This window comes from Streptomyces sp. WAC05292, assembly GCF_003949955.1.
Lineage (GTDB): Bacteria > Actinomycetota > Actinomycetes > Streptomycetales > Streptomycetaceae > Streptomyces > Streptomyces globosus.
The window spans coordinates 31,043-57,343 of the sequence record NZ_RPSE01000004.1; the positions used below are offsets into that span (position 1 = coordinate 31,043).

Below are 26,301 nucleotides of genomic sequence, written 5' to 3' on the forward strand. Positions count from 1 at the left end.
GCGGCGGCGGGGACAAGGGGCCGTTCGGCAAGAAAACCGGAGGCCGCGGCCGAAAGTCGCCGGGCCGCGTCAGGCGGTGATCCAGTCGCCCGTGGAGATCACCGGCTGGACGCCGTCGCGGTGGACGGTGCCCTCGATCAGGCCGTACATGCGGTCCGCCGCGAAGTAGACCTCGTTGTCGTTCTTGAGGCCGAAGGGCTCCAGGTCCACCAGGAAGTGGTGCTTGTTGGGCAGGTTCAGCCGCACCTCGTTGATCCGGGGGCAGTGGTCGAGGACCCGCTCGGCCATCTGGTGCAGCGTCTGCTGCAGCGAGTACGAGTAGGTCTCCGCGAACGCCTCCAGCAGGTGGCCCCGGACCTTCTTGTACGAGCGGTCCCAGTCGTGCCCGGCGTCGTCGGCGGCGAGCGCCGAGTGCGCCCATCGGGCGGTGACCTTGGTGGCGAGGATCCGGTCGTACGCCTCCCGCAGCGTCGTGTACCGGTCCTTGATGTAGCCGTGGAACTCGGAGTCCGTCGAGTTCATGACGGTCAGCTCCTTCAGGCCCGAGACGACCTGCAGGCCGGTGGTCTCGCTGTAGGTGATCTCTGCGGTCCGCACCTCCTGCCCCTTGCGCACGAAGGAGTGCTGCTCCCTGCGGGTCGGCACGGGGATCCGCTCCCAGGCGAACTCCTCGATCCGGATCCGGGCCTCCCGGATGGGCGCCTGGGAGGAGACGAAGTGCTTGGAGAGCAGGATGCCGAAGGCCTCCGGGGACTCGATGCCGTGCTCCTTGCCGAAGGCGTACACCGTGTTCTTGGTGGTGTCGGTCGGCAGGCAGTTGGCGTTGTCCCCGGTCAGGTGCACGTCGCGGAACTCGCCGCGGAGGGCGACGGAGACGTTGAGGTCGCGGATCTCGTGCCAGGAGCCGTCGCCGCCCTTGCGGGTGACCTTGACGATGCGGTTCTCGGCCTTGCCGTACTGGTTCTGCGCCAGGACGTGCTTGCTCATGGTGTCTTCCTTCGGGTCCTCGGGAACACGGAGTCCGGTGGTCTGGATCCCGTACGCCCGGCGTCCAGCGGTCACCCGCTCCCCGCCGTCCGGTCCCCGCGGGACCGCCCCGGGACTGACGTGCATCCCGGTCCGTAAGGTGCCGGCCCTGCTGCCCGGCCGGTGAACGGATTGCAGCACGGACGGGGCCCGTTCTCCCCCGCACGGATCATCCGAATCCGGGCCACCCGGCCTTGGGCGACCCCACAGCCCCGGCGCGCGGGCCCCGCGCTCAGCCCGAGGTGTGCGCGTCCGCGACGGCCAGGGCCGCGTCGAGCGCCTCCAGGCCGGCGGCCACGTCCTGCGGGGCGATGGTGCAGGGCGGGGCGATGTGGACGCGGTTCCCGGCGGTCAGCGGCCACAGCCCGGCCTTGCGGCAGGCCGCCGCGAACTCCGCCATCGGCGCGTTGTCCGCGCCGGAGGCGTTGTACGGGACGAGCGGCTCGCGGGTCGACCGGTCCCGGACGAGCTCCAGCGCCCAGAAGGTGCCCAGCCCGCGGACCTCCCCGACGGACGGGTGCCGCTCGGCGAGCGCGCGCAGGCCCGGCCCCAGCAGCTCCGCGCCGGTCCGCGCCGCCTGCTCGACGACGCCCTCCTCCTCCATCACGCCGATCGTCGCGACGGCCGCGGCGCAGGCCAGGACGTGCCCGGAGTACGTCAGCCCGCCCGGGTAGGGGCGGCGGGCGAAGGTCCCGGCGACGGCCCCCGAGATCGCCACCCCGCCCAGCGGCACGTATCCGCTGGTCACGCCCTTGGCGAAGCACAGCAGGTCGGGGGTGACGCCCCAGTGCTCGGCGGCGAACCAGCGGCCGGTGCGGCCGAAGCCGACCATCACCTCGTCCAGCACGAACACGATGCCGTACCGGTCGCACAGCTCGCGGACGCCCGCCAGGTAGCCGTCGGGGTGCACGAGCACCCCGGGCGCCCCGCCGACGGTCTCCAGGACGATCGCGGCGATCGAGGCGGGCCCCTCGAAGACGACGGTGTCCTCCAGGTGGCGCAGCGCCCGCTCGCACTCCTCGGCCGGCGTGGCCGAGTAGAAGGGCGAGCGGTAGGCGAACGGCCCCCAGAAGTGCACGACGCCGGCGGTCGCGCTGTCGTTGCCGAAGCGGCGGGCGTCGCCGGTCAGGTTGATCGCGGCGGCGGTGGCGCCGTGGTAGGAGCGGTACGCGGACAGCACCTTGGGCCGCCCGGTGTGCAGGCGGGCCATGCGGACGGCGTTCTCGACGGCCTCGGCGCCGCCGTTGGTGAAGAAGACCTTGTCCAGGTCGCCGGGGGTGCGCTCGGCGATGAGGCGTGCGGCCTCGGAGCGGACGTCGACGGCGAAGCCGGGCGCGAGCGTGCACAGGCGGCCCGCCTGCTCCTGGACGGCCGCGACCACCTTGGGGTGCTGGTAGCCGATGTTGGTGTAGACGAGCGCGCTGGAGAAGTCGAGGTAGCGGTTGCCGTCGTAGTCCCAGAAGTACGAGCCCTCGGCCCCCGCGACGGCGAGCGGGTCGATGAGCTCCTGCGCCGACCAGGAGTGGAAGACGTGGGCGCGGTCGGCGGCCTTGACGCGGGCGGCCTCGTCGGCGGCCCGCGTGTTCACGGTGGGGGAGGGGTTGTCCATGGCTGCGCACTCCTGGACCTGGCGTGGGGACGGGCGGTCGGTCGATCGCACCCGCCGTTCCGGGCACCCTCCATGCTACCGCACTGCGAAATTCATATTCCGCATGACGGAATCATCTGGTCGGCGGAGGGCCCCGGGCCGCTGCGACCCGGGGCCCTCCGCGCGGCGGCTGCTCAGGCGTGCTGCGGCACCTCGTCCTTCAGCAGCTTGCGGAGGGTGTCGCGGAACTCCGGGGTGTCCGTCTCGCCGTGCACCGACACGGCGTGCTCCACGGCGGCCCGGATCACTTCCTCCTCCTCGCCCGTGATGGTGAGGGTGCAGTTCATCTCGCTCGGGTAGTCCCGGCAGTCGGCTACCTTGCGCATGGGATGCCTCCCGGTGGGTGGGGGCTGCCGGCGTCGCCGCCCGGATGGGCGGGAGGGCGGAGGCAGGGGTGTGCGGCTCTTCCACCTCCCACGATCCTCCTCGCGACCCGGCGACGCACGGCCTGCGCGCAGCCGCTCCGGGCGACCCCTCCGGCGGGACGGGCGAACGGGCGGCGGCACCCGTTCGCCAGGACCGCCCCGGCCCCGCGGCCGCATTGCGGTGCAGGTCAGCGCGCCGCCTGGCACGCCAGGCGTCGGCCAAGGGCCGGAACCGGTCATTCGCAGCGGCTCGGGCCCTCCCGCGGGGCGGTGGGGCGAATAGAATCGAGCCTCATGTCGAAGCCTGACGAACTGCTCGTGGACGTCGCCGCCAAGGTCGAGTCGGGGCAGAGCAATCAGATGTCCCTGACCGTCATCACCGGAGGGGCCGTCATCACGGGCCGGCTGGCCCCCGAAGCGGTGTGGCGGCAGCGGGTGAGGGAGGTCCTGGCCGATTCCGACAGACTGGGCGAGTTCGCCGGCGTCTTCGACGGACCGGGCCGCAAGGACACACCGCCGACCCACCTGCACTTCCACGTGGCCCGGATCATCCAGGGCACGGTCGGCATCCCCGAGACCGGCGGCATGTACCGCGTGGCCATCGCGGACGTGAGCGCCTGGACAGTGGGGGACTTCAGCTTCTCCGACCACTGACGCGGGCAGGGCGCCGCAGGGGCCGACCGGGCCCAGGGACCGGTCGGCCCCCGAAGCATGCCCCGGGGGGCCTCGGCCCGTTCAGCGCGTCCCCGCAGCGGGGAAGGCGCCGTCGTAGAGGCGGAACAGGCGCAGCTCCCCGCTCTCCCCGCGCCGCCCGCCGGTCCCGTCCGCGGCCAGGGCCGTCCAGCACTGCGCGGCCAGCGCGCGGGCGCGGGTGCCGGACCAGGGCTGGGGAAGCAGTTCGGGCGGCAGCAGCGGGTCCGGCTCCATGGCGGCGGTGAAGGACGCCGCCAGCTCGATGGCGTACGCCAGGCGCTCGGTCGGCGTCGGCCGGTCCGGGCCGGACAGCCGGGCCAGGCGGTCCGCGGCGAGGGCGGCGAGGGCGTCGTGCCGGTCGGCGACCTCACGCAGCGGCCACAGCAGGGCGGCCAGCGGGCCGGGGGCGTCCTCGTCGCCGACCCGCAGGTCGCGGGTGGTGAGGCGGGTCAGGGAGGGCAGGACGCCCAGGCCGCGGGCGTGTGCCTCGACGATGTCGCCGATGGCGTTGGCGCTGGCGTACAGACCGCCCTGGAGGGCGGCCGCGCCGAGGTGGAGGAGGGTGTCGCGCAGGGAGTCGCGGGCCTGCCGGGAGGCCTCCGGGATCGCGAAGGCGAACAGGTGCCACGTCCCGTCCCAGGGGGCGAGACCCTGGTCCTGCCGGTAGGCGTGGCGGACGTACGCGGCGTCCGGTGCGATGGCTCCGGCCGCGTCGGCCGCGGCCCGCAGGACGGCCTTGCGCCCGCGCCCCTCCTGCGTGAACCGGCCCTCGGCGACGAGCCGTTTGAGGCAGAGCCGGACCTGCTGGTCCGTCATGCCGAGGGACTCGGCGACGGCGTACAGCTCGCCGGCGTCGACGGTGCCGTCCTCGCGGACGAGGGCGAACACCAGCGTCCGGGTGCCGATGCCCGGCGGCGCGGGCTCCGCCGCGGGGGCGCCTGCGGGCCTGCTCGTCATCGCTGCTGCTCCAAGGGGTCGCCGGATGCGCCGCCGCCCGGGCGGGCGGGGACGGCGCGATGCATCGTAGTCACGGCGCCGAAGCCCATCAGGCCGCGGAGGTACGGGGTCCGCTCGGTGTGCCCGGCGGTGAAGCCGTGCCGCTCGTACAGGGCGCGGGCGCGCGGGTTGGCGTCGATGACGTCCAGGCGGATGCGGGAGCAGCCGTGGTCGGCGGCCACCGCGGCGATCTCCGCCAGCAGCAGGCTCCCGATGCCCGCGCCGCGGTGGGCGGGGTCGACCGCGATGCCGTCCATGACGAGTTCCCCGGGGCGCGGGGTGCGTTCGAGGAGCGCCAGCAGGGCCAGCCGGGGCAGGCCGCGCAGCACCCCGTAGTCGGAGAGCACGTCGCCCGCGCCGCCGCCGGTCAGGCCGCGGCCCCCGGCCTGGTAGCCGGCCACGCCGACGACGAGCCCGCCGGGGCCGAGGGCGGTGACCGCGCGGTCGTGGCGGAGGTGGCGGGCGAGGAAGGCCCGGCCGCGGGCGGCCGGCCCCAGGGCCGCTCCGAGCTTGCGGCCGAAGGCCTCCCAGTACAGCTCGGCCACCCGCTCCTCCGCGCCGCGGGGCACTCCTCGCGTGATGGTGATCGCCGTGTCCATGACTCCCCCTCGCTCCGATGCCTGCCGTCGCAGTATACGTACGAATGCTATACGGTCGAATGTAGAACGATCGTTTACGGTGCGATAGAAAGGTGTGCGCGTGTCGACGAGAAGGAGGCCGACCGCCTCGATACCCCTGCGCCGCCGGCTCGCACGGGGCGTGCTCGCGGCCGCGGCGGCGCTGGCCGTCCTGGCGGCCGCCCTGGGCGGACTGGTGGTGTGGCAGCACACGTACGACGTGCGTGAGGAGGCGGTCGCCATCCGGCACGGCGGGCGGACCCTGCACGGCGTGCTGGCCCTGCCCGAGCAGGGGAAGGGGCCGTTCCCGCTGGTCGTCTTCGTCCACGGCGACGGCCCGGTCGACGCGACCCACGACACCTTCTACCGGCCCTTGTGGGAGTCCTTCGCCCGCGCCGGGTACGCCTCGCTCTCCTGGAACAAGCCGGGCGTCGGCGGCGCGCCGGGCGACTGGCTCGGCCAGACCATGGACGACCGCGCCCGCGAGGCCGCCGACGCCGTCGCCTGGGCCCGGCAGCGCCCGGAGGTCGACGCCGACCGGGTCGGCCTGTGGGGCGCCAGCCAGGCCGGCTGGGTGCTGCCCAGGATCGCGGCCCTGGACGGCCGGATCCGCTTCGCCATCGCGGTCTCGCCCGCCGTCAACTGGCTCCGCCAGGGCCGCTACAACCTCCTCGCCGAACTGCACCGGGACGGAGCCTCCGACGCCGAGGTCGCCGCCGCGCTGCGCCGCCGCGAGACCGGCCTGGAGCTCCTCGCGCGCGGGGCCCCGTACGAGGAGTACGTACGGGCCGTCGGGGACCCGCAGGGCATGACGGCCGGCCGCTGGCGGTTCGCCGCCATGAACCACACCGCCGACGCGACCGCCGACCTGCCGGCCCTGCGCGGCATGCCCGTCCTGCTGGTCCTCGGCGGGCGCGACCTCAACGTGGACACCGCCGAAACCGAGGCCGCGTACCGCCGCCTGCTCCCCGCGCCGCCGCTGCGCGTGGCCCGCTACCCCGGCGCCTCCCACGGGCTGGTCCCGTACGAGGTGGAGGCCTCGCCGGCGCGCCTGACGCTGACGGCCCTTTTCGCGCCGCGCGCCCTCTTCGCCGACGGCTACCTGGCCGACCAGCGCCGCTTCCTCGCCGCCCTCGACCGCTGAGGCGCCGGGCCGCCGCGCATGCACGCGGATTTCCGCCGGAGGGGCACCCCGGCGCCGTATTGGCCGAAAATCGTCAGTCGGAGGGAGGGAATGTCGCTCTTTTTGGGATTGTCGGGTGTCGGGGTGGCCTGAAATTCAGCTGAAATATTTCGCACCGGCGGGTCTCGGCCATATCGACGCCGCCGGTGCCCGGGGGTCATGACCCCTTGCTGTGAACGGGGTTGCAGGGGGAAACAGGGGTGACGGTAAATCGGAGAGGCAAATTCCGCTTGTATGGGAAACCGTTGACAGCGGCTGAGCAGGCTTGCGATGTTTCTCACCGCGCCGGTCGATCGAATGGTCGGCGAGCGGTACGGGGGAAGTGGGTGCAGTGGGGGCGGCAGATGCAATGCGGCAGGACCGGCACGGGCCGGGCCGGAATCAGCCGACGGACGGGGGCGGCGACACGGTCCTCGTGATCGTCGGGGCCAACCCGACCGTCGCCCGGGAGGCAGCGGCCCTGCCCGTCGAGCTCGTGCACGTGCAGCTGCCCGGCGCACCCGCCCTCGACCCGGGGGCCAGGGTCCTGACCGCCGACTTCCTGGACCTGCCCGGCTTCCTCGCCTTCACCGAAGAGGTCCTGCGGCCGCTGGCGCCGGCCGCGGTCGTCTCCCTCACCGAGCTCGGCCTGGAGCCGGCAGCCCTGGCCGCCCGCCGGCTCGGCGTCGCCGGCGTCGACCCGGCCGCCGTACGGGCCACCCGCGACAAGCTGGAGATGCGGCGCATCCTGGAGCGCGAGGCCCCGCACCTGAACCCGGCCTTCGCGGCGGGCGACGACGCCGAGGCCGTGGCGCGCCTGTTCGCCGCCCACGGCCGGGCGGTGGCCAAGCCGGTGGACGGCGTCGGCAGCACCTCCATCGCCCTGGTCGAGGGCATCGACGCACTCCCCGCCGACCGCCGCACGGCCGCCACCCTGCTCGAACAGTTCGCCGAGGGGCGCGAGTTCAGCGTCGAGGCACTGTCGGCGGCCGGCCGGCACACCGTCCACGGCATCGCCGAGAAGGGCACCACCGACGGGTTCATCGAGGTCAGCCACATGATGCCGCCGCCGTCCCTGGACGCGCACCGGCAGCAGCTGGTCGCCCGCGCCGTCGGCGAGCTGCTCGACGCCCTCGGCGTCACCGACGGCCCCAGCCACACCGAGGTCAAGGTCGACGGCGACAAGGTCGTCGTGATCGAGACCCACACCCGCCTCGGCGGCGACGGCATCGCCGACCTGGTCCGCCTCACCACCGGCGTCGAGTGGCGCCGCGCCGCGCTCGGCTGGGCCGTCGGCGCCGAGGTCGTCCGGGGCCCCGCGGCGGCGGCCGCGGCCGCCACCGTCTTCCTCACCGCTCCGCCCGGGCGGGTGACGGCCGTAGCGCCGCCGCCCGCACTCGCCCACGGGGACGTCCACACCTGGGACGTGTCCGTCCGCCCGGGGGACCGGGTCGGCGCCCTGCGCTCCTCCTCGGACCGGCTGGGCATGGCCGTCCTGACCGCAGCGGACACCGACGCGTGCGCGGCAGCCGTCGCGGAGCTGATCGGCCACCCGGTGGTCACCACCGAGCCCGATCAGCACCTCTGACGGGCACCCCGCACGGCCGGGGCGCGGGCCCGCACGGCCCGTCACCCGTCACACCTTCACTTCTCCACCGATCACGCCACCGCAATCACAGGGGGAACACATGTCTGTCCAGAACGCGCCCATTTCCTACGATTTCCACGGCGACGCCCCGTTCTCGATGCCCTTCAAGGACATCAAGCCCGAGGACATCCACATCTACCTCGACCTCGACACCAAGGTAGGCAAGAACACCTGCGGCCAGAAGTGCACGCACTGCTGGTTCGTCAACTACGAGAAGGTCTACGACAAGTCCTTCGCGATGGAGGAGGGCCCCCGCATCCTGGAGGGCCTCCAGTCGCACGGCTACCACGTCTACCCCCGCTACGTGGACAGCTTCGCCTACGACGGCGAGTTCATGCGCCTCTACGGACCCGCCAACAACCGCGAGTTCCGCCAGGAAGCCGACCACACGCCCACCGAGACCATGGAGAAGGGCGACGCCTGGACCAGCGGCCGCCCCCTGCTCGCCGACAACTGGACCGAGCTCCTCGACCTGGCCGTCAAGAACGGCTACGGCACCATCTCCATCACCTACCACGGCGTCATCGACGAGAACCTGCAGGTCACCGACCACAAGACGTACCCCATCAAGGGCGTCTTCTCCGGCGCGGAGACCGAGGAGGTGCTGCGCCGCATAGCCGAGTACAACAAGGGCGTCGACCCGGAGGACGCCTTCCGCGTCAACATCGGCGTCACCATCGGCCGCCACAACCACGGCCGCACCTCCCTGGAGCGCTACGCCCACTACTTCAACAACCTCGGCGTGGACACCGTCCGCTTCAACAACTTCACCGACCACGGCGGCCGCCACCCCGAGCTGCGCCTGACGCGCGAGGAGATCGAGCAGGCGTACCGCGACTTCAAGTGGGTCCACGAGACGATCCCGCTCCGCTTCCAGCTCGGCGTCAGCGAGGACTTCGGCACCTTCGGCATCAAGGCCATGGGCTTCCCCTCCCACGTCGGCTGGTGCCGCGCCGGCCGCCAGCTGTTCGCCGCCATCCCGGCCCAGGAGGAGGTCCTCTCCGACGGCCCCGCGGGCCGCCGCGAGAAGATCGGCGACGTCGTCGGCTGCGTCAACACCTTCGAGCCGCACCTCGGGATCCTCGTCCGCACGGTCACCACCGGCGAGGACGGCGAGCACACCGCGTACGACGTCGAGTTCGACCACGACGCGATCGAGGCGTTCACCGCCAAGCGCCTCTCCGGCGCCTACAAGGACGGCTGCTTCGCCACCGAGCTGTCCGAGGAGCTCGGCCTGATCTCCCGCGTCCCCCAGCGGCGCCGGCTGCCGCTCCTCGTCGACGCGCAGTCCTGACGCCGCAGCCCCGCCGCAGCTCCGACGCCGCCCTGACGCCGTCCTGACCCGAGAGAAAAGACCGCCGCGATGCGCCACGTCCTCGTCTTCGCCAAGACGCCCCACTCCAAAACCCCGTACGACCAGTGGCTGGCCGGCTCGGGGATCACCCCGGTCATCGTGACCGCGACGGAGTACGCGGCGGGATACTCCCACCTCCCGCACGTGCACGCCTTCGACGCGTACGACACCAACCAGCTCGTGGAGAAGACCGCGCTGCGCCTCGCCCGCGAGTTCGCGGTCGAGGCGGTCTTCGCCCGCGCCGAGGCGGACGTCGTACGGGCCGCCCAGCTGCGCGAGCTGCTCGGCCTGCCCGGCCAGCACACCGCGAGCGCGCTCGCCTTCCGCGACAAGGTCGTCATGAAGGACCACCTCGCGGGCGGCCCCGTCGAGATCCCCGCCTACCGGCGCCTCGACTCGGCGTACACCGCGCTCGAATTCGTCGCCGAGCACGGCTACCCGGTCGTCATCAAGCCGGTGTCCGAGTCGGGCTCCCTGGGCGCGGCGATCATCCGCGACGAGGCGGAGCTGGACGCGTACCTGGCCAGCCCGTGGCGGGGCTCCAGCGAGGTCGAGGCGTTCGTACCCGGCCAGATGTACCACGTGGACGGGCTGGTCGCGGGCGGCGAGGTGGTCTTCGTCCACCCCTTCCGCTACCTCCACGACTGCCTGTCCTTCCGGGACAACGACTGGGTGGCCAACCTGCCGCTCACCCCCCAGGACCCGGCCTACGACCGGCTGGTCAAGGCGGCGCGGGCGGTCCTCGCCGAGCTGCCGACCCCGCCGCAGACCGCCTTCCACGCCGAGTTCTGGATCACGCCGGACGACCGGCTGGTCTTCTGCGAGATCGCCAGCCGCACCGGCGGCGGCATGATCAGCTCGATGGTGCGGCACGCGTTCGGCATCGACCTGGACAGGGAGTGGCTGTACGCGGAGTGCGGCCTGCCCCCGACACCCGGCACGCCCGCGTACCGGCCCGCCGGGGCGCTGTGCATCCCGCCGCAGAACGGCGTCCTGGAGCAGCTCCCGGCCGCCGGGCCGGGCTCCGACCGGCCCGAGTGCGTCCGCGAGGCGATGCTGACCGGGACGGTCGGCCAGGAGTTCCACGGCGGGGTCAAGTCCGGTCTCTTCCTGGCCGGCTATGTGGTCGACGGGGACACCGAGGAGGATGTGGCGGCCAACCTCGAACGCGTGGCGCGCTGGTTCTCCGACAACACCCGCTGGCGGCCCGCCGACTCCTCCGGAGGCACCGCATGACCGACCCGACCGCATCCCCCGCCCCCGCGCCCGTCTCCCCCTCGGCCGCGGAAACCGCCGGCGGCGGCCTGCCCGGCCCGCTCGTCTCCGCCGGGTGGCTCGCCGCGCGGCTCGGGGAGGAGGCCGGCGTGGTCGTCTTCGACGCCTCCGTCGGCGCCCACCGCGGTGCCGCCCGGCGCATCCCCGGGGCGCGGCCCTTCGACCTCGACGGGGACCTGTCCGACCACACCTCCGCCGTGCCGCACACCATGCCCGGCGCCCCGCAGTTCACCGAGGCCCTGCGCGCGCTCGGCGTGCACGGCACCGACACGGTCGTCGTCTACGACGCACAGGGCATCTACTCCAGCGCCCGCGCCTGGTGGATGCTGCGCGCCATGGGCTTCGACCGGGTCGCCGTCCTCGACGGCGGCCTGCCCGCCTGGACCGCCGCCGGCCACCCCGTCGAGCCCGTGGCCGCCGTGTACGAGGGGCCCCGCGGCGACTTCACGGCCCGGCCCCGGCCCGGCCTGCTCGTGGACGCCGACACCGTCGCCGCCGCCCTCGCCGACCCGGCCGCCGCCGTCCTCGACGCCCGCACCCGCGAGCGGTACGCCGGCACCGCCCCCGAGCCGCGCCCCGGCCTGCGCGGCGGCCACATGCCGGGCTCCGCCAGCCTCCCCTTCGGGGAACTCCAGCGGGACGGCGGGCTGATGCGCCCCGCGGACGAGCTGCGCACGGCGTTCGCCGCCGCGGCCGGCGAGCGCGAGCGGCTGTACTTCAGCTGCGGCTCCGGCGTCACCGCCTGCGTCCTCGCACTCGGCGCCACTCTCGCCGGGTACGGCGACCTCGCCGTGTACGACGGCTCGTGGAGCGAGTGGGGCCTGCCCTCCGACCGCCCGGTCGCCACCGGCGCGGGGGCGGCCGGCGAGAGCGGCTCACCGTGACCGGGAAACGGGCCGGCCGCGGCGGCGGCCCCGCGGCCCGATGGCGCACGTTCACCGGGCTGCCGTCCGGCCTCAAGGCCCTGATCGGCCTGTCCTTCGTCGTCGCCCTCGGCAGCTACATGGTCACCCCGTTCATCGGGGTGCTCATGGTCGAGGCCGTCGGCCTGGACATCCGGGTCGCCGGCGTCCTGGTGGCGGTGGCCACCTTCATCCAGTTCGGCGGCAGCATCCTCGGCGGCCCGGTCGTGGACCGGCTCGGGCTCAAGCGGACGATGGTGCTCGCACTGACCCTGCGCACGGTCGGGCTCGTGTTGTTCGGGCTCGCCGTCAAGGTGCCCTGGGCCGCGTACCCGGCCGTCGTCCTCGTGGCGGCAGGCCCGGCGCTGTACCTCCCCGCGAACAAGGCGTACATCGTCACCAGCGTCTCCGACACGCTGCGCCCGCTCTTCCTCGGCGTGAGCAGCGCCGCCCTCAACGCGGGCATGGGGCTCGGGCCGCTGCTCGCGGCGCTGCTGGTCGACGCCGACCCGGTACTGCTGCTCATCGGCCTCGCCGGGCTCTTCGCGCTGATCACCGCGGCGCACCAGGCGGCCCTGAAGCCGGTGGAACGCCGACCGGCCGAGCCGCCGGCGCAGGCGGCCCCGGCCGGGGCCGGGGCGGGGAACGAGGGGAAGCGGGCGGCGCTCCGCTCCGCGCTCCGCCCGATCCTCTTCACGTCCCTCGCCTTCTACGTCTACTTCTTCTTCCAGAGCTTCATGGGCCTGTACGCGGCCGGGGTCGGCAGCATCCAGGTCCTCGGCTGGGTCATGCTGCTCAACTGCGCCATGGTGGTCGTGCTCCAGCCGGTGTGGGCCGACCGCATCGCCCGCGCCGACTACCGCCTGCTGGTGGCCGGCTCGTTCGCGCTGATGGCCCTCGGCACGGCGGCCATGGCCCTCGGCAGCATCCCGGCCCTGCTGGGGGGCACCGCCCTCTTCACGCTGGGCGAGATCTTCCTCTTCCTGCGCTGCGACCTGGAACTCGTCGACCGGGTGCCGGGCAATCCGGCCTTCGCCTTCGGCGTCCAGCGGCTGACCGCCGGCGTCGGCGGACTCCTCGCCGGCGTCGTCGGCGGCTTCCTCTTCGCCCACTACCAGGCCGCGGGCGACCCGGACGCGTTCTGGCTGGCGGTGGCGGCCCAGGCCGCGGGCGCGGCCCTCCTCGCCGCCCTGCTGGGCGCCGGCCGCCGCCGCCGTACCGCCGCGCAGGCACCTACCGGACCCGAACAGGCGGTGGCGGCAACCCGATGACACACGAGGCACCCCTCTCCCGCGAGACACAGCTCGTCCACGCCGGCTCCGACCCGGGCCGGCAGGGCGGCTACGTCAACCCGCCGATCCACCGCGCCTCCACGGCCCTCTACCGCGACACCGCCGAGATGGAGGCATCCCAGGCGGACCCGCTCAAGCGCGGCACCCCGGTCTACGGCCGCTTCGGCACCCCGACCGGCCGCGCCTTCGAGGAGGCCCTGACCGTCCTGGAGGGCGGCCACGCGACGGTGGCGACCTGCTCCGGCCTCGCCGCGATCACCACGGCGATCCTCGCGTACGTCCGGGCCGGCGACCACATCCTCGTCAGCGACTCCGTCTACCTGCCGACCCGCAAGTTCTGCGACTCGCTCGCCGCCCTGGGCGTGGAGACCGAGTACTACGACCCGTGCGCGACCGGCGCCGCGATCGACGCGCTGATCCGCCCCCGCACCCGCCTGCTCTACCTGGAGTCACCCGGCTCGACCACCTTCGAGGTGCAGGACATCCCGGCGATCACCGCGGTGTGCCGGGCCCGGGGGGTGGCCACGATCGCCGACAACACCTGGGCGACCCCCGCCTTCTGCCGGCCGCTGGAGCTGGGCGCGGGCGTGGACGCGGTCGTCCACTCCGCGACGAAGTACCTGACGGGGCACGCGGACAGCATCCTCGGCGCGATCGTCTGCACGGAGGAGAGCCACCCCCTCATCCGCGGCGCGGCCATCCGCCTCGGCCAGTGCGCGGGCGCCGACGACGTCTACCTGGGCCTGCGCGGCCTGCGCACGCTGGGCCCCCGGCTCGCCCGCCACCAGGAACAGGCCCTGGACCTGGCCCGCTGGACCGCCGCCCAGGACGGCGTGGCATCGGTCCTCCACCCCGCCCTCCCGGAGGACCCCGGCCACACCCTGTGGCGCCGCGACTTCACGGGCGCGGCGGGCCTGTTCGGCGTGGAGCTGGACCCGCGGTTCACGAAGCCCGCCGTGGAGGCCATGCTGAACGCCTTCCGCATCTTCGGCCTGGGCCACAGCTACGGCGGCTACGAAAGCCTGGTCGTCCCCACCGACCCCACCGCCCACCGCCTCCCGGGCACCTGGTCGGGCCGCGGCCCGCTGATCCGCGTACACGTCGGCTTCGAGTCCCCGGACGACCTGAAGGAAGACCTGCGGACAGCCCTCAAGGCCCTCCACGCCGTGTGACGCACGCCATACCGCGCCGCCCGATGAATTCGCCCCGGCGGCCCGGTCAAAGAACGGACGACACGACGCACGAGGAGGCAAGACCCCATGGCGAACGACGCCGCAGCGAAGGGCCCCGCGAGCTACTTCCCCTCCATCGAGAAGAAGTACGGCCGCCCGATCGCCGAATGGAAGGACCTCATCCGCACCTCCCCGCTGACGAGGCACATGGAACTCGTCGCCTGGCTCAAGTCGGAACACGGCCTGGGCCACGGCCACGCCAACGCCCTGGTCGCCCACACCCTCGCCGAAACCCAGGGCGGCTGACCCCGCCGCACGCCTTCGGGTGCTCCGGGTCCGCCACGCCGGGTGACGCAGGCGACATCCGTCATCACGCATCGTGGCATGCTGGCGGGGAAGGATCCCTTCCGCAGTGACGCCGGGAGCCGGGCACGGGCCGCAGCACGACACGCGCGGCGGGTGAATCCGACCGGCAATCGACGGCTCTCGTACCGCCTCATTGACCGGAGAGAAGGCATGAACATCAAGGACATCGGGCCGGAACCCCAGAGCTTCGACCTCGAGAAGGCGACGGTCGACAACACGGACTACCGCACGGTCGCCTGGTCCGGGAAGTACCTGCAGCTGACCCTGATGTCGATCCCGGTGGGCGAGGACATCGGCCTGGAGGCGCACCCGGAGACCGACCAGTTCCTCCGGCTCGACGCAGGCCGGGGCCGCGTCCAGATGGGCCCCGCGAAGGACCGGCTGGACTTCGAGCAGGAGGTCGAGGACGGCTGGGCGATCTTCGTGCCGGCGGGCACGTGGCACAACGTCACCAACATCGGCGACGAGCCGTTGCAGCTGTACGCCGTGTACGCGCCGGTCCACCACGCGCCGGGCAAGGTCCACGCGACGGCCGCCGACGCGGAGGCCGACGAGGACGCGGGCGGCGACGAGCCGCCGAGCTGGTCGGTGCAGCCCGTCCGCCAGCCGTCGGACAAGCACGCCTGACCGGGCGCGACTGCGGCGGGGGGAGCGGCGGGACGGCCGCGCTCCCCGCGCCGCCCGTCTCAACAGCATGATGCCCATGACACCGCGGGGTGGGCGTGGGTCTGCCGGGGAACCGGGAGACGCGGCGCACCGTCCGCGCCGCGCGTGAGCCTGCGGATCATGCGCGCCCGGACCGCGGGTGGGGGCGGCGGGTGTGCGCCGCCTTCCGCCTCCCGGGCTTCCTCACCGGCCCGGGGCCTCCCGCAGGCGGCGGCCGGTCGCGTTCTCGTCGGCCATGAGGGTGTCCGTGGTGTGGACGTTGCCCGGGGTGGACGCGGCGGCCATCAGGCGCGCCGCGGACGAGGGTTCGGTCTCGGGGGGAATCACCAGCAGGTCGCAGCGGTCGAGGCTGTAGGAGAGCAGGACCATCGTGTCGGGGGCCTGGCCGGTGAACCAGCCGAGGTGCACGGCGTATCCGCCGACGGAGAGCCTGTACGGGGCGGGCGGCCAGGGCCGCGGGTTCGCGGTGATGCGCGTGACGCGTCCGAACCGGTTCCGCAGCGCGTCCACCAGGGGCGGCAGCTCGGCGGCGAGATCGCGTGAGTACGGCCACCAGGCGCCGTCCAGCAGGCCGGCCATGGAGGTGTGCGGGGTGAGTGCCAGGCGTGTCCGGCGGGTGGGAGTGGTGGTGGTCATGAGACCGGGACCCGTCCCCGGGACGTCGGCGGGCGCCCCGGCCTAGTGGTCGCCGGGAACGACATCCGCGTGGGAGCGGGTGTACGAGGTACTCCCGGTATCCCCAACGTACTCCGTTGCGGAGCCGGGCGCCGAGCCCCGGCCACTTTGGGCCGCCGATCCGGGCGGGCGCGTCGGTGGGGGCGGCCCGGCTCAGGGCTCCCCGGGGTGATGACCGGTGCCGCTCGGGGGTCTGCTCGCGGCCAGCCAGGACCGGGCTGGTTCGGCGGCGTGGGCGGTGTCGACCGTGAGGTGGAGGCGGGTGCCCCCGCCCGGGGCGGGATAGCTGCGCTGCTCGTCGCCGACGAAGCACCGGCGCAGGACGTCGGCCACCCTGCGGGCGGCTTCCGGGGTGGCGGAGACGATCCGGACTTCGGCGTACTCCGGTGGCGGGGCTTCTGCTTTCGGCTCGTGGCGGTCCAAGGCTGCACCGTCCTCTCCTGAGGGGGCCCGACCGCGAACGCGAGTGCGGGGCGGACCGGCCTTCGCACCTCCACGGTACGTCCGGAGCCGCGGTGCATCGCGGTTCCCCGGCGGGGAGCGGCGCGTCTGCGCGGGCACCGGGAGTACGGTGGAGGAACGGGGCCGCCGCCCCGCACGCCGTCCCACCGCGGCTCGGCGGCAGCGGCGCCACCCGCGACGGACGGACTGATCATGACCGACGCAGGTACTTCCCCGCACGACGGCGCCAAGCCGCCCCGTCTCCTGCCGGACGAGATCCACACGGCCGTGGCACCCGGCACGGCGCTGCTCCGGCTGGAGACGACGGGGTCGCGGCAGAGCCTCCTGGACGGCGCGTGGTGGCCGCGCTCGCGCGACGTCGAGCGGGAGCTTCCGCCGCTGATCACCGCCCTGACCGAGTACCTCGGGCCCCTCACCCGTATCGGCCTCGACGCCTCCGCCTGGAACGGCATCCCGACTCGCCTGGTCGTCGACGACAGGGTCGTGCACCTGGACTCTTTTCCCGTGGGCGACGACACCGTTCTGATCACGCGCGGCGACAACGACCACTTCTCCCTCATGGTCGTCCCGCCGGCCGCCGACCCCGAGGCGGCCCGCACGGCCATGGCCCGCGCGGTACGGGCCGACAATGCCAGCCAGGCCGCCGAGATCCTCCTGGCGGAGCTCCCCCACCCGGCGGGCCCGCAGGGCGGCACGGCCGGATGACGGGAAAGGCCCCGCGGCGCGCACGCTTGGACGTACTCGGCTCGGCACGCGAACCCGGCCCGGCTGCGGCGCCGTACGGCGCCGGGGCCTGGGGGAACGGCACGCCGCATGCCGGCCCAGGCGCCTGCCGACGGGGCCGAGACGCCGCGGGGAGTGCGGGCCCGTCCCCGATCCGGGCGCCGGCGGATGCCGGCCGTGTCCGTCAGGCGTTCCGGGGGGCTCCGAGCAGCGCGGAAGCCTGCGCGACCGGGCCGAGCAGCCCCGCCGGCCCGGCGGCCGGAGGGGCCGGATGGCAGGTGAACCCGAGCCGGTCCATGGCCCGGAGGACCTCGCCGGCGCTGAAGTCGCGGCGGTCCTGGCCGGTGATGACCTGGCCGACCTGCTTGACGGGGTAGGTGCGGCGGCCGATGGTCACCGCCGCGCCGGTGACCGGCTCGGGCGCGATGCCCTTCATGGAGTCAAGGACACCGTTCTTCGTCAGGTCGAACGGGAAGCGGGCGATGACACAGCGCATGGGGCCTCACTGGCACTGGAAGGAAGGGGGCTGTCGTTGCGGGGCGGTTCAGCGCGCCAGGTCGAGGACGCCGACGGCGCTGCCCTCTTCGTCGACGACGGGCAGGAGGTCGAGACTGCGGCGGCGCATGGCCCGTTCGGCTTCGGCCACGGCTGTCAGCGGCGAGGTGAACGGCCCGCGGCCGCACAGGATGTCGCGGAGGCGGGCCCGGTCGGTGTAGGCCGGGCTGTCGCGGATCGCGGTGAGCCGGGCCCGGGTGACCAGGCCGGTGCACTGGCCGTGCTCGTCGCTGACGAGCAGATGGCCGGAGCGGGCGCCGGCCATGACGGCCAGGGCCACTTCGACCGTCATGTCGTCGCATACCTGCGGCCCGGTCGCCTGCATCGCGTCGTGCACCGTCCGGTGCGAGCGGTTCGAGCCGGCGTTCGATGCGCGGGGCTGTGTCCGGGCCGGTGTCACGAGGTGCCTCCTGAAGAGATGTGCCGGTTTGCTGCTCGTGCGCATGCGGCCTCAGGCCGCCGGGTCGAGCCCGGTGTGCCGCGCTCCCGCGCGGCGGTCCGCCGGAGCAGGCCTTCGCCGGGCGGGGGCGGACGTCCTGCGCCTCGCGCGTTCGGCGGCCGGCGGGGTGAGGACGACCGGGACGCCGGTGGGCGGCTGGGCGCCGGTGATGCGGTGGAGGGCTTCTTCGCCGGCGCGGACCCGGGTGGTCTGCGGGGTGATGCCCGTGGCCGCCATCAGGCGGGTCATGCCGCGGCGCTGGTCGGGGGTGACGAGGGTGACGACGCTGCCGGACTCCCCGGCGCGGGCGGTGCGGCCGCCCCGGTGGAGGTAGTCCTTGGGATCGGTCGGGGGGTCGACGTTGACGACGAGGTCGAGGTTGTCGACGTGGATGCCGCGCGCCGCCACGTCCGTCGCGACCAGCACGCTCACGTGGCCGGTCTTGAACTGGGCGAGGGTCCGGGTGCGCTGCGGCTGGGACTTGCCGCCGTGCAGGGCGGCGGCCCGCACTCCGCTGTTGAGGAGGTCGCTGGTCAGACGGTCGACGGCGTCCTTGGTGTCCAGGAACATGATGACCCGGCCGTCGCGCGCCGCGATCTCCGTCGTCGTGCGGTGCTTGTCGGCTGCGTCGACGTGCAGCACGTGGTGCTCCATCGTCGTCACCGCACCGGCCGAGGGGTCGACCGAGTGCACGACGGGGTCGGCCAGGTAGCGGCGGACCAGCCGGTCGACGTTGCGGTCGAGGGTGGCGGAGAAGAGCATCCGCTGGCCCTCGGGCCGCACCTGGTCCAGGAGCGCGGTGACCTGCGGCAGGAACCCCATGTCGGCCATCTGGTCGGCCTCGTCGAGGACGGTGGTGCCGACCTCGTGCAGGAGGCAGTCCCCCCGGTCGAGGAGGTCCTTCAGCCGTCCGGGCGTGGCCACGACGACCTCCGCGCCTCCCCGCAGCGCGCCGGCCTGCCTGCCGATCGGCAGGCCCCCGACGACCGTGGCCAGGCGCAGTTGCACGGCTCGGGCGTACGGGCCGAGGGCGTCGGTCACCTGCTGGGCCAGCTCGCGCGTGGGGACGAGGACCAGGGCGAGGGGGCGGCGCGGTTCGGCGCGCCGCCCGGCGGTACGGGCCAGCAGGGCGAGGCCGTAGGCCAGGGTCTTTCCGGAGCCGGTGCGGCCGCGGCCGAGCACGTCGCGGCCCGCGAGGGCGTTGGGCAGGGTGGCGCCCTGGATGGGGAAGGGCACGGTCACCCCCTGTGCGCCGAGGGCGGCCAGCAGCGCGGCCGGCATGTCGAGCTCGGCGAAGGCGCGGACGGCGGGCAGCGCGGGCGTGCGGGTCTCCGGCAGGGCGAATTCGCCTTGGACGGGGCGCGTGCGCCGGGAACGGTCGTTCGTGCGTGTGCGGTTCATTCAGAACCTTCCCTGGTGCGGCACGTGTCAGGGAATTCCCGCGGTGGAGAGAAGGGCGGGGAATCACGAGAACGAGCCGAACGGAATGCGGATGCTGCTCTTTGTGCGCCCCTGGGGAGTGGGTGTGTGAAACGCGTGCAGCTGGGGCCCGCACCCCGAAGGATGCGGGCCCCAGCTGCGAAATGCGCGTCAGCGTCAGGCGGGAACGATGTTCTCGGCCGTCGGGCCCTTCTGGCCCTGCGCGATGTCGAAGGTGACCTTCTGGCCCTCCTGCAGCTCGCGGAAGCCCTGGGTGGCGATGTTCGAGTAGTGGGCGAACACGTCGGCGCCGCCGCCGTCCTGCTCGATGAAGCCGAAGCCCTTTTCCGCGTTGAACCACTTCACGGTACCAGCAGCCATTTTTTTCTCCTTTTGGGGCAGTACGCCGGCGCCCGCACTGTGCGGATGCCGTGTCGCCGCGATGATGCCCTGCCGGAAGAAAACCGGAAATATGAAGCGCATCGGCGCGGCGCGGAGCCGGCCGAAGTGCTTGAAATTCTTGGGTACCAAAACTGCAACCGAGAACGACAGTAGCACGCCCGGAAGGATTTTGTGCGCTGCGGTTTTCCGCGGGGTGTCGCGCGCCGGAAATTCTCCCTGCGGCCTGCGGAAAAATCTGCGCCGACGGGAGTAGATATTGAATGCCCCGCGTGCAGTGTTCCCGCCGCCGGCGCGGAGGCGCCGCTCTCCGCCGCGGCCCTACCCGTCGAGGGAAGCGGGCCGGCGGGAGTCGGCGTCCTCCATGAAGGACAGCATCCGGGCGTTGACCACATCGGGGTGGTCGATCTGCGGGCCGTGCCCGGTGGCGGTGATGATCTCGGCGCGGGCGCCGGGGACGAGGCGCGGTACGCGTTCCAGCTGCCGCTTGGGGTGTACGAGCAGGCTGTGCTTGCCCATGATGACGTAGAGCGGGGTCCGGATGGACCGCAGCGCGTCCTCGTCCAGGGGCAGCGGCGCGGGGCGGCGGATCCGGTACGCGCGGGCGCCGAGCTGGACCCACATGCGCATCTCGGGGACGGCGATGACCGGCTGGTCCAGCCACTTGGCGAGCCGGGGCCGCAGGGCCTTCGGGGCGAAGGTGGCGAACAGGCTGACGAAGACCCAGGCGAAGAAGCGCAGGCCGACCTTCTCCAGGCCGCCGGGGTCGAGTGCGGTGACCGAGGCGAGCCGCCCGGGCCGCCGGTGGGCCTGGTTGAGCACCAGCCAGCCGCCGTAGGAGGAGCCGACGAGGTGGACCCGGTCGAGGCCGAGCGCGTCGAGGGCCTCGTCCAGCCACTGGGCGGCGCGCTCGGGCTGCCACATGGGCTCGCGGTGGACGCTGCGGCCGGCGTCGCCGGGGGTGTCGAGGGCGTAGACCGGGCGGTCGACGCTGAGCCCCTTGGTGTTGGGGTACCACATCGCCGAGCTGTAGCCGGCGCCGTGGATGAGGACGATCGGCGTCCGGGATTCGGCGGCGGGGTCCGAAGGGCCGTACCGGTAGACGTGTGTGGTGCCGAAGCGGGTCTCCACGTCCGTCTCGAAGCGGGCGGGTGCCCCCATCGCGTAGAGGACATCGGCGGCGGCGAAGTAGCGGTCGCGCAAGGCGTCGTCGACGTAGCGGCCGACGTCTCGGCGTGCGCGGGTGGTGTTCTCGGGCACGGCGGCACCTCCTGTGGGGGATCCGTGGTCGTGGTACGACCGTACCACCAATGTGGTACGCCGGTATCATGAAGGGGTCGGGCAGCAGGCCCCGACCCCACCGACGACGGGCGGAGACACGCAACCATGCCGAAGCGGGTGGATCACGAGGAGCGGCGCGCCCAGATCGCCGAGGCGCTCATCCGGGTCGCAGGCCGCCGGGGGCTGCACGCGGTCGGCATGCGCGACGTGGCCGCGGAGGCCGGGGTGTCGCTCCGGCTCGTGCAGTACTACTTCGAGACCAAGGAGAAGCTGCTCTTCCACGGCCTCCGGCACCTGACCGACCGCTTCACCGCAAGGGTGGGGGCGCGCTTGGCCGCTGCCGGCCCGAGCCCGGGGGCGCGCGCCACCGCGGAGGCGCTGCTGCTGGCCTCGCTGCCCACCGACGAGGAGAGCCGGACCTTCCACCTGCTCTACAGCTCCTACGCGATCCTGTCCGTCACCGACGGGGCGCTGGCCGCGCAGCCGTTCATCGACAACCCCGACGCCGCCGAGGACGCCCTGGCCGGGCTCCTCGGGCAGGCGCAGGCGGCCGGCCTGGCGGACCCGGACGCCGACGCGCGCACGGAGGCGATCAGCCTCCTCGCGATGGCGGCGGGCATGGGCACCGGCATCCTCGTGGGCCAGCGGAGCCCGGAGTCGGCGGCTGCGGTGCTCCGCCACCACCTGGACCGCTTCTTCACGACCGCCGGGGCCCCCCGGGCGGAGCCGGACCCGGCCTGACGGGCGGCGGGGTCCGGCTCCGCTCGGCCGAAGGGCGCGCGGAGCGGGGCGTGCTGCGCGTCGGCTGTTCCCGGGTGGCGCGTCGTCGGCGCCGCTCTCCGCGGGATCAGCCCGGGGAGAGCGCCCAGCGCCGCCTCGGCCTCGCGGGTCGGCCGGTGGGCGAGCCCGGCGGCCGGGTCGATGCCGCGGACGCGGCGCCGGTCAGTCGGCGGCCGGCTCCCGCTCCGGCTGGGTGGTGCCGAGGCTCTGGGTCGCGGCCAGCCTCGCGTACAGCCCGCCCTCCCGCAGGAGTTCGGCGTGTGTGCCGGCGGCCCGCACCCGGCCGTCCTCCAGGACGAGGATGCGCCGGGCGCCGGTCACCGTGGACAGGCGGTGGGCGATCACCACGACGGTGGTGGTGCGTGCGATCTCCGCGACGACCTCGCGCAGCTCGCTCTCGTTGAGCGCGTCGAGCTGCGAGGTGGCCTCGTCGAGCAGCAGCAGCCGGGGCCGCCGCAGCAGCGCGCGGGCGATGGCGATCCGCTGGCGCTGGCCGCCGGACAGGGCCGCGCCCCGGTGGCCGACCTCCGTGTCGAGTCCCTGCGGCAGGCTGTCGACCAGGGCGGTGAGCCGTACCTGCTCCAGTACGCGCCGGAGGTCGTCCGGGCTCGCGCCGGAGGCGGCGAGCATCAGGTTGTCGCGCAGGGTGCCCGCCAGTACGGGGGCGTCCTGCTCGACGTAGCCGATGTTCCGGCGCAGCTCGGCCGGATTCCAGTCACGCAGGTCGCGCCCGTCGACGGTGATGCTGCCGCCGTCGATGTCGTAGAAGCGCTCCAACAGGGCGAACAGCGTGCTCTTGCCGGTTCCGGAGGGCCCGACGACGGCGGTCAGCCCGCCGGGGCCGATCTCGAAGCAGGCCCCGTCCAGGACGGGTCGGCCGTCCTCGCGGTAGCGGAAGACGACGTCCCGGAAGACGATCCCGGCGCCCTGGTCGGCCACGGCCCCGCCCTCGTTCCCGTCCTCGCCCTCGGCTGCCGCTGCGGCACGGCCGCCGCCCGTGCCGCCGGACCCGGCCGGCTCCTCCCCCTCCTCGGTGGGGAGTTCCAACACCTCGTGAATGCGCCGGATCGCGGCGGTGCCCACCTGGAGGCCGCTGATCCCGCTCGCCAGCTGCGCGACCGGCCCCACCAGGTAGAACAGGTACAGCAGGAAGCCGATCAGCGAGGCGACGCTCATCGACCCGTTCGCGACCCGTGCCCCGCCCAGGCCGAGCACGGTCAGGAACGCCAGCTGCACCACCAGGCCGCTGGAGGTGCCGGCCACCGCACCCCAGCGGGCGGCCCGCAGGCCCGCCTGCCAGGCGCCGTGCGCCGAACCCTCCAGCGCGGTGCTCTCCCGCTGTTCGGCGCCGCTCGCCTTGACCGTACGGATCGCTCCGAGCAGCCGCTCCAGCCCCGAACCCAGCTCGCCGAGGGCTTCCTGGGCCTCCTTGCTCGCCCGGGCGATGCGGGGCATGACCAGGGCCGTGCACGCGCCGATGGCGAGAACGACACCGAGCACGGCGAGGAAGAGGACGACGTCGAGCCAGGCCATCAGGACGAGCATGCCGAGCAGGGTGACGGAGCCGATGAGCGTGTCGACGAGGTTGTTGGTCGCTGCCTCGCGCAGCAGGGTGGTGTCGGCCGTCACCCGGGATATGAGATCGCCGGGCGGCCGCTGGTCCAGGTCCGCGACCCGTAGCCGGGGCAGCCGTGAGATCAGCTGCCTGCGGGCGCCCAGTACCACGCTCTCGGCCGCCCGCTCGACGGCGTACATGCCGAACGCGCTGGTCAGCGCCCCGCCCACGATCAGCAGGGCGAGGAGCAGCACCTGGCGGGAGACCGGCCCGTCGACGGCCAGCGTCTCGACGAACGACTTGGCCACCAGCGGCTGGGCGAGACCGGCGGCCCCGCCGAGCGCGCTCAGTGCCGCGCCTGCGATCAGGGCCTTGCGCTGCGGGCGGGCGTGCCCGAGCAGGGAGCGGATGGCCGAGTCCTTCATCGTCGTCATTCCTTCGTCCGGTCGGTGGGTCAGGACATCCGCAGGGTGGTGAGGATCTCGGGCGCCTTGTCGAACAGCCGCCGTCCCATGGGCCGCAGGGTCGCCAGGACGGCCAGCAGGCCGTACGCCGTACCCAGGGGCAGCAGCAGCCACGAGAAGGCGGAGCCGTCCAGGGCGAGCGCGCCCGCGATCACCGGGGTGATCGCCACCATGCCGAGGACGGAGCTGAGGAAGTTGGCCAGGTGGTAGCCGCCGCTCTGGCCGGGCGCGGTCACGCTCCACGGGTCCTCGGGGTACGGGTAGGGGTGGAACACGCTGATCGCCATGCCCATCGCGAAGGTCACCCCGAGCAGCGCGAAGCCGACCCCGAGCGCGGCCGCGAGCTGGTCGGTGCGCCCGGTGGCGAGGGCGACGCCGGCGGCGACGGCGGTGAGCCAGGGCGCGATGACCACCAGCTGGGGGAGGAGCCGGCCGACGAGTTCGGCGCGGGCCTGCGCCACGGTGCGCAGCGTCGCGACGTTGCTCCAGATCGCGGAGCCGTCGAGGGCGAACAGCACTCCGGGGACGGTCAGTCCGAAGACCCAGGCCCCGCCGACGGCGGCGTACGGGGTCCGCATGCCGGCCGCCGCCATCACGACCGGGAACAGCAGCGCGTACGCCAGTGCCGCGATCATCGTCATCCGGTGCCGGGGCGACCGTGCGAAGGCGCTGAACTGGTGGTGGGCGACGAGCAGGGTCCGGCTGGAGGTGAGCAGCCGGGCCCGCAGGCCTGTCGTCGGGCCTCCCCGGGCCTTGACGGCCTGGGCCGTGGAGGAGTCCGTCGTGGTCATCAACCGGGCCAGGGAGCCGTGCCACCACACCATCAGCAGCGCGATCAGGGCGGCGGTCCCCGCCAGTTCGAGCAGGGCGGTGGCGGTCCTGCCGTCCGCGGCGGCCCGGATCGCGTCCGCCGGCCAGCCCGGCGGGGTCCAGCGCAGGATCCGGACGACGAGGGGCGGCAGGGCGAGCCCCGAGCCGGCGGTGGTCAGCAGCAGGTAGGCGGCGTAGCCGCCGACCGCGGTCAGTACGCCGCCGAGGGCGGCGGCGTCCTTGCCGCGCCGGCCGGTCAGCGCGCGGGCGAAGGAGGCCAGTACGGCCCGGGAGGCGACCACGCACAGCAGCAGCATCAGCGGGACGGCGAGGACGGTGGCGAACGCGGCGGAGAGGCTGCTGAACGCGCCCTCGGCGGCGCCGGCGGCCGCTCCGGTGATCAGGATCAGGGTGCAGAGCGGCCCCGGGCCGATGAGCGCGGAGGCGGTGGCCCCGGCGATCAGCCGGCGCGGCCGGACGGGCAGCACGGCGAGCCGGGTCGGATCCGAGCTCTCGTCGCCACCCGCGCCGAAGGACAGCGGCAGAGCCAGCCAGGCGACGGCCAGCCCGGTGAAGGCCAGGACGGCGAAATCGGCCGCGTCCGGCCCGCCTTGGCCCCGGGCCAGGCCCACCGCCGCGTAGCAGGCCCCGGCCACACTGATGACGGTGCCGGCCACGAAGCCCACGGCGCGGGCGGTACTGCGGCGCAGACTGCTGCGCAGGAGGGCGAGTTTCAGCCCGACGAAGACCCCAACCATGCGAGGCTCCCTCCCTTCGCCTTGCCGGCCGGGGCGCCGACCAGTTCCATGAAGCGCTCGTTCAGGCTCCGGCCGGCCCGTACCTCGTCGAGCGTGCCGTCGGCGATCACACGGCCCTTCGCCAGGATGGCGACATGGGTGCACAGGGCGGCCACCAGCTCCATGACGTGGCTGGAGAAGACCACCGTCGAGCCGGTCGCGGTGTACTGGCGCAGCACCTCGCGGATGGTCTCGGCCGACACCGGGTCGACGCTCTCGAGGGGTTCGTCGAGGAAGAGCACCGGCGGGTTGTGCAGCAGTGCGGCCGCCAGGCCGATCTTCTTGCGCATGCCGGTGGAGTAGTCGACGACCAGCTTGTCGCCGGCCTCGGTGAGGCCGAGCACGTCGAGCAGCTCCTCGGCGCGCGCCTCGGTGTCGGGGGCCGGTAGCTCCCGCAGACGCCCGGTGTAGCGCAGCAGCTCCCTTCCCGACAGCCGCTCGAACAGGCGCAGGCCGTCGGGGAGGATGCCGATGCGGTGCTTGGCCTCGTACGGGTCCTGCCAGACGTCGTACCCGGCGACCGTCACGGTGCCCGCGTCGGGCCGGAGCAGGCCGGTGATCATGGACAGGCTGGTGGTCTTGCCGGCGCCGTTGGGGCCGACCAGGCCGTAGAAGCTGCCCCGGGGGACGGTGAGGTCGACTCCGTCGACGGCGACCTTGCCGTCGAATTCCTTGCGGAGCCCGCGCACGTCCACGGCCGCCGGGACCGCGTCGCCTTCGGGGGGGTGTTGCATGGTGCTGCCTTCCGCCTGGGTGGGGG

Annotated in this window: 27 protein-coding genes; 12 read left to right on the top strand and 15 right to left on the bottom strand. The window is 73.7% G+C overall.

Translation table 11 applies throughout. The features are described 5' to 3' along the window. Positions 1-69 precede the first annotated feature (69 nt). From pucL to EF903_RS01060, 3 genes are all read right to left on the bottom strand, one after another. Complete coding sequence (gene pucL / locus EF903_RS01050; RefSeq protein ID WP_125540692.1) at positions 70-987, bottom strand: factor-independent urate hydroxylase; 918 nt, start codon at positions 985-987, stop codon at positions 70-72. 271 nt (positions 988-1,258) lie between these two features. Then, on the bottom strand, positions 1,259-2,635 hold the full coding sequence (locus EF903_RS01055) for an aspartate aminotransferase family protein (RefSeq protein WP_125540693.1): 1,377 nt from the start codon (positions 2,633-2,635) through the stop codon (positions 1,259-1,261). Positions 2,636-2,808: 173 nt separating this feature from the next. Then, entirely contained in the window at positions 2,809-3,000 is a 192-nt protein-coding gene (locus EF903_RS01060) for a DUF1059 domain-containing protein (protein ID WP_125540694.1), read from the bottom strand. Between the two features lie 333 nt (positions 3,001-3,333). Here EF903_RS01060 and EF903_RS01065 point away from each other — a divergent pair, with 333 nt between their 5' ends. Beyond that, positions 3,334-3,693 carry a hypothetical protein gene (locus tag EF903_RS01065; RefSeq protein WP_125540695.1) on the top strand — a complete coding sequence of 120 codons (360 nt, stop codon included), beginning with the start codon at positions 3,334-3,336 and terminating at the stop codon, positions 3,691-3,693. Positions 3,694-3,774: 81 nt separating this feature from the next. Here the strand turns inward: EF903_RS01065 and EF903_RS01070 are convergent, their stop codons facing one another. Then, the gene (locus tag EF903_RS01070; RefSeq protein WP_125540696.1) at positions 3,775-4,689 is read right to left on the bottom strand and encodes a PaaX family transcriptional regulator C-terminal domain-containing protein; all 915 of its coding nucleotides are present in this window, start codon (positions 4,687-4,689) and stop codon (positions 3,775-3,777) included. After that, positions 4,686-5,327, bottom strand: a complete 642-nt coding sequence (locus EF903_RS01075; RefSeq protein WP_125540697.1) for an N-acetyltransferase — start codon at positions 5,325-5,327, stop codon at positions 4,686-4,688. Before EF903_RS01075 ends, EF903_RS01070 begins: the two co-directional genes overlap by 4 nt. Positions 5,328-5,427: 100 nt before the next feature. On the opposite strand from EF903_RS01075, the gene EF903_RS01080 reads away from it, so the two are divergent. The 9 genes from EF903_RS01080 to EF903_RS01120 all read left to right on the top strand — a co-directional run bounded on the left by EF903_RS01080 (position 5,428) and on the right by EF903_RS01120 (position 15,143). Then, the gene (locus EF903_RS01080; RefSeq protein WP_260614689.1) at positions 5,428-6,489 is read left to right on the top strand and encodes a S9 family peptidase; all 1,062 of its coding nucleotides are present in this window, start codon (positions 5,428-5,430) and stop codon (positions 6,487-6,489) included. Positions 6,490-6,877: 388 nt separating this feature from the next. Then, positions 6,878-8,095 (top strand): ATP-grasp domain-containing protein, encoded by a 1,218-nt coding sequence (locus EF903_RS01085; protein WP_125540698.1) that lies wholly within the window; start codon positions 6,878-6,880, stop codon positions 8,093-8,095. A gap of 100 nt (positions 8,096-8,195) precedes the next feature. Continuing rightward, complete coding sequence (locus EF903_RS01090) at positions 8,196-9,449, top strand: radical SAM protein (protein ID WP_260614690.1); 1,254 nt, start codon at positions 8,196-8,198, stop codon at positions 9,447-9,449. Between the two features lie 69 nt (positions 9,450-9,518). Next, positions 9,519-10,745: an acetyl-CoA carboxylase biotin carboxylase subunit family protein gene (locus EF903_RS01095; protein WP_125540699.1), complete on the top strand. Its 1,227-nt coding sequence runs from the start codon at positions 9,519-9,521 to the stop codon at positions 10,743-10,745. Continuing rightward, positions 10,742-11,668 carry a sulfurtransferase gene (locus EF903_RS01100; RefSeq protein ID WP_125540700.1) on the top strand — a complete coding sequence of 309 codons (927 nt, stop codon included), beginning with the start codon at positions 10,742-10,744 and terminating at the stop codon, positions 11,666-11,668. Before EF903_RS01095 ends, EF903_RS01100 begins: the two co-directional genes overlap by 4 nt. Then, entirely contained in the window at positions 11,665-12,957 is a 1,293-nt protein-coding gene (locus tag EF903_RS01105; protein ID WP_125540701.1) for an MFS transporter, read from the top strand. The genes EF903_RS01100 and EF903_RS01105 overlap by 4 nt, the downstream gene beginning before the upstream one ends. Then, positions 12,954-14,150: a cystathionine beta-lyase gene (metC, locus tag EF903_RS01110; protein ID WP_125540702.1), complete on the top strand. Its 1,197-nt coding sequence runs from the start codon at positions 12,954-12,956 to the stop codon at positions 14,148-14,150. Before EF903_RS01105 ends, metC begins: the two co-directional genes overlap by 4 nt. 87 nt (positions 14,151-14,237) lie before the next feature. Beyond that, a complete protein-coding gene (locus tag EF903_RS01115) occupies positions 14,238-14,456 on the top strand; it encodes a DUF4287 domain-containing protein (protein ID WP_125540703.1) in 219 nt (72 codons plus the stop codon). 210 nt (positions 14,457-14,666) lie between these two features. Beyond that, positions 14,667-15,143, top strand: a complete 477-nt coding sequence (locus EF903_RS01120; RefSeq protein WP_125540704.1) for a cupin domain-containing protein — start codon at positions 14,667-14,669, stop codon at positions 15,141-15,143. A 222-nt stretch (positions 15,144-15,365) separates the two neighbouring features. On the opposite strand, the gene EF903_RS01125 is transcribed toward EF903_RS01120, so the two are convergent. Both EF903_RS01125 and EF903_RS01130 read right to left on the bottom strand, forming a co-directional pair. After that, the gene (locus tag EF903_RS01125; RefSeq protein WP_185902484.1) at positions 15,366-15,818 is read right to left on the bottom strand and encodes a DUF5994 family protein; all 453 of its coding nucleotides are present in this window, start codon (positions 15,816-15,818) and stop codon (positions 15,366-15,368) included. Positions 15,819-16,010: 192 nt separating this feature from the next. After that, on the bottom strand, positions 16,011-16,280 hold the full coding sequence (locus EF903_RS01130; RefSeq protein ID WP_125540705.1) for a hypothetical protein: 270 nt from the start codon (positions 16,278-16,280) through the stop codon (positions 16,011-16,013). A gap of 231 nt (positions 16,281-16,511) precedes the next feature. Between EF903_RS01130 and EF903_RS01135 the strand changes: the two genes are divergently transcribed. Further along, positions 16,512-17,024, top strand: a complete 513-nt coding sequence (locus EF903_RS01135; RefSeq protein WP_125540706.1) for a DUF5994 family protein — start codon at positions 16,512-16,514, stop codon at positions 17,022-17,024. Positions 17,025-17,226: 202 nt separating this feature from the next. Here the strand turns inward: EF903_RS01135 and EF903_RS01140 are convergent, their stop codons facing one another. From EF903_RS01140 to EF903_RS01160, 5 genes are all read right to left on the bottom strand, one after another. Then, on the bottom strand, positions 17,227-17,538 hold the full coding sequence (locus tag EF903_RS01140) for an SCO5918 family protein (protein WP_125540707.1): 312 nt from the start codon (positions 17,536-17,538) through the stop codon (positions 17,227-17,229). 48 nt (positions 17,539-17,586) lie between these two features. Continuing rightward, complete coding sequence (locus tag EF903_RS01145; protein WP_185902485.1) at positions 17,587-18,042, bottom strand: CBS domain-containing protein; 456 nt, start codon at positions 18,040-18,042, stop codon at positions 17,587-17,589. Positions 18,043-18,048: 6 nt separating this feature from the next. After that, on the bottom strand, positions 18,049-19,437 hold the full coding sequence (locus EF903_RS01150) for a DEAD/DEAH box helicase (RefSeq protein ID WP_125540709.1): 1,389 nt from the start codon (positions 19,435-19,437) through the stop codon (positions 18,049-18,051). Positions 19,438-19,632: 195 nt separating this feature from the next. Then, positions 19,633-19,836, bottom strand: a complete 204-nt coding sequence (locus tag EF903_RS01155; RefSeq protein WP_114053414.1) for a cold-shock protein — start codon at positions 19,834-19,836, stop codon at positions 19,633-19,635. A gap of 339 nt (positions 19,837-20,175) precedes the next feature. Then, positions 20,176-21,114 (bottom strand): alpha/beta fold hydrolase, encoded by a 939-nt coding sequence (locus EF903_RS01160; protein WP_125540710.1) that lies wholly within the window; start codon positions 21,112-21,114, stop codon positions 20,176-20,178. Between the two features lie 126 nt (positions 21,115-21,240). On the opposite strand from EF903_RS01160, the gene EF903_RS01165 reads away from it, so the two are divergent. Then, a complete protein-coding gene (locus tag EF903_RS01165; protein ID WP_125540711.1) occupies positions 21,241-21,876 on the top strand; it encodes a TetR/AcrR family transcriptional regulator in 636 nt (211 codons plus the stop codon). A gap of 201 nt (positions 21,877-22,077) precedes the next feature. Here the strand turns inward: EF903_RS01165 and EF903_RS01170 are convergent, their stop codons facing one another. From EF903_RS01170 to EF903_RS01180, 3 genes are read right to left on the bottom strand one after another with little or no spacing between them, the layout of a single operon-like run. Further along, positions 22,078-23,895, bottom strand: a complete 1,818-nt coding sequence (locus EF903_RS01170) for an ABC transporter ATP-binding protein (protein WP_260614691.1) — start codon at positions 23,893-23,895, stop codon at positions 22,078-22,080. Between the two features lie 29 nt (positions 23,896-23,924). Next, a complete protein-coding gene (locus tag EF903_RS01175) occupies positions 23,925-25,502 on the bottom strand; it encodes a transporter (protein WP_125540713.1) in 1,578 nt (525 codons plus the stop codon). Then, entirely contained in the window at positions 25,478-26,275 is a 798-nt protein-coding gene (locus tag EF903_RS01180) for an ABC transporter ATP-binding protein (protein ID WP_125540714.1), read from the bottom strand. Before EF903_RS01180 ends, EF903_RS01175 begins: the two co-directional genes overlap by 25 nt. Between the last annotated feature and the right edge of the window lie 26 nt (positions 26,276-26,301).

What these genes read in the sequence shown, in the direction of transcription:
- EF903_RS01135 (WP_125540706.1), top strand. Translation starts at nt 16,512, where the DNA reads ATGACCGACGCAGGTACTTCCCCGCACGACGGCGCCAAGCCGCCCCGT.
- EF903_RS01155 (WP_114053414.1), bottom strand. Translation starts at nt 19,836, where the DNA reads ATGGCTGCTGGTACCGTGAAGTGGTTCAACGCGGAAAAGGGCTTCGGC.
- EF903_RS01075 (WP_125540697.1), bottom strand. Translation starts at nt 5,327, where the DNA reads ATGGACACGGCGATCACCATCACGCGAGGAGTGCCCCGCGGCGCGGAG.
- EF903_RS01100 (WP_125540700.1), top strand. Translation starts at nt 10,742, where the DNA reads ATGACCGACCCGACCGCATCCCCCGCCCCCGCGCCCGTCTCCCCCTCG.
- EF903_RS01125 (WP_185902484.1), bottom strand. Translation starts at nt 15,818, where the DNA reads ATGACCACCACCACTCCCACCCGCCGGACACGCCTGGCACTCACCCCG.
- EF903_RS01085 (WP_125540698.1), top strand. Translation starts at nt 6,878, where the DNA reads ATGCGGCAGGACCGGCACGGGCCGGGCCGGAATCAGCCGACGGACGGG.
- EF903_RS01120 (WP_125540704.1), top strand. Translation starts at nt 14,667, where the DNA reads ATGAACATCAAGGACATCGGGCCGGAACCCCAGAGCTTCGACCTCGAG.
- metC (WP_125540702.1), top strand. Translation starts at nt 12,954, where the DNA reads ATGACACACGAGGCACCCCTCTCCCGCGAGACACAGCTCGTCCACGCC.
- EF903_RS01055 (WP_125540693.1), bottom strand. Translation starts at nt 2,635, where the DNA reads ATGGACAACCCCTCCCCCACCGTGAACACGCGGGCCGCCGACGAGGCC.
- EF903_RS01090 (WP_260614690.1), top strand. Translation starts at nt 8,196, where the DNA reads ATGTCTGTCCAGAACGCGCCCATTTCCTACGATTTCCACGGCGACGCC.
- EF903_RS01165 (WP_125540711.1), top strand. Translation starts at nt 21,241, where the DNA reads ATGCCGAAGCGGGTGGATCACGAGGAGCGGCGCGCCCAGATCGCCGAG.
- EF903_RS01175 (WP_125540713.1), bottom strand. Translation starts at nt 25,502, where the DNA reads ATGGTTGGGGTCTTCGTCGGGCTGAAACTCGCCCTCCTGCGCAGCAGT.
- EF903_RS01170 (WP_260614691.1), bottom strand. Translation starts at nt 23,895, where the DNA reads ATGAAGGACTCGGCCATCCGCTCCCTGCTCGGGCACGCCCGCCCGCAG.
- EF903_RS01070 (WP_125540696.1), bottom strand. Translation starts at nt 4,689, where the DNA reads ATGACGAGCAGGCCCGCAGGCGCCCCCGCGGCGGAGCCCGCGCCGCCG.
- EF903_RS01065 (WP_125540695.1), top strand. Translation starts at nt 3,334, where the DNA reads ATGTCGAAGCCTGACGAACTGCTCGTGGACGTCGCCGCCAAGGTCGAG.
- EF903_RS01150 (WP_125540709.1), bottom strand. Translation starts at nt 19,437, where the DNA reads ATGAACCGCACACGCACGAACGACCGTTCCCGGCGCACGCGCCCCGTC.
- EF903_RS01145 (WP_185902485.1), bottom strand. Translation starts at nt 18,042, where the DNA reads ATGCGCACGAGCAGCAAACCGGCACATCTCTTCAGGAGGCACCTCGTG.
- EF903_RS01095 (WP_125540699.1), top strand. Translation starts at nt 9,519, where the DNA reads ATGCGCCACGTCCTCGTCTTCGCCAAGACGCCCCACTCCAAAACCCCG.
- EF903_RS01115 (WP_125540703.1), top strand. Translation starts at nt 14,238, where the DNA reads ATGGCGAACGACGCCGCAGCGAAGGGCCCCGCGAGCTACTTCCCCTCC.
- EF903_RS01060 (WP_125540694.1), bottom strand. Translation starts at nt 3,000, where the DNA reads ATGCGCAAGGTAGCCGACTGCCGGGACTACCCGAGCGAGATGAACTGC.
- pucL (WP_125540692.1), bottom strand. Translation starts at nt 987, where the DNA reads ATGAGCAAGCACGTCCTGGCGCAGAACCAGTACGGCAAGGCCGAGAAC.
- EF903_RS01140 (WP_125540707.1), bottom strand. Translation starts at nt 17,538, where the DNA reads ATGCGCTGTGTCATCGCCCGCTTCCCGTTCGACCTGACGAAGAACGGT.
- EF903_RS01180 (WP_125540714.1), bottom strand. Translation starts at nt 26,275, where the DNA reads ATGCAACACCCCCCCGAAGGCGACGCGGTCCCGGCGGCCGTGGACGTG.